This is a genomic window from Wolbachia endosymbiont of Drosophila bicornuta (assembly GCF_028982105.1).
Classification (GTDB): Bacteria; Pseudomonadota; Alphaproteobacteria; order Rickettsiales; family Anaplasmataceae; genus Wolbachia; species Wolbachia pipientis.
In genome coordinates this window covers 1-916 of sequence record NZ_JAPQLF010000009.1, presented here as the reverse complement: position 1 = coordinate 916, position 916 = coordinate 1, and the positions used below count along the sequence as shown (strand labels likewise).

At 32.9% G+C, this 916-nt stretch carries 1 protein-coding gene; it reads right to left on the bottom strand.

The annotated features are described in order from the left end of the window. Positions 1-110: 110 nt before the first annotated feature. Positions 111-614 (bottom strand): protein-disulfide reductase DsbD domain-containing protein, encoded by a 504-nt coding sequence (locus tag OZD68_RS00055; RefSeq protein WP_155968372.1) that lies wholly within the window; start codon positions 612-614, stop codon positions 111-113. Positions 615-916 lie beyond the last annotated feature (302 nt).

Sequence of the window (916 nt, the reverse complement as noted above, 5' to 3'; positions counted from 1 at the left end):
TTTTCAATAAGTTGCTTATAATCCTAATTATAGTTAGCCTTTCATAAGTAGCGATGCAACAAAGCCATTCCAGTGTCACGGGCTGGAATGACACCTACCACATGAGAACTCTATTTTTCATACCACTCATTTATAAGTTTATTGATATCAGAATCTATAAAATCCTTTAATGGTTGCCTGATTTTTATCTCAACATTTTTAGGGATGCACCTATCTTTACATATCGCATAATTTATATGGAAGTTAAGGTCAATATACCCTTGATTTAAAAATATATTCATCTTAAAGGGAAATAATACCATACCCTCATATACGTTACTTACAAACGTCTCTCTCCCTACTTTATCTTTATGTTCCTTTGGAATAGGCCAGTGAATATTTATATCTGATGCATTACCTTTGTAACTAATAGACGTGGGAAGGCCAAAATCTCCAGGATCTTTATAATATATGTGCCAGCCTGGTTCTACTGTAACCTTTATTGCACCTTTAAGAGTGAAGCTTGCTTCATTTATCTCGCCAATAAGTAAATCAAATTTTGCAATTTCCTCGTCAGCATATAGTTGAGTGCAAGAAAAAAATAAAAACAATATTAAATATATATGTATTTTCATTAAGGTAAATTTCTCCTTTTATAGAGAAAGTAATTTAGATTTTAATTATTATATTTAATAGTATTATATAGATTATTTATTAATATAGCATTATGCTATAGCTAGACTGACTTACGACAATCTGAAAAACGACAAATTCGTCATTCCGCTACTTGTTAGCGGAATCTATGCCGAGATACCGCGAATGAATCCACAACTGTACGAACATTGTGATTTTGGCCCATAAGGAGGGTGTCATCCCAGTGCTTGACACTGGGATAGCTTTGTTGCATCACACTTTATGAGATGGTGATTTATGGTAA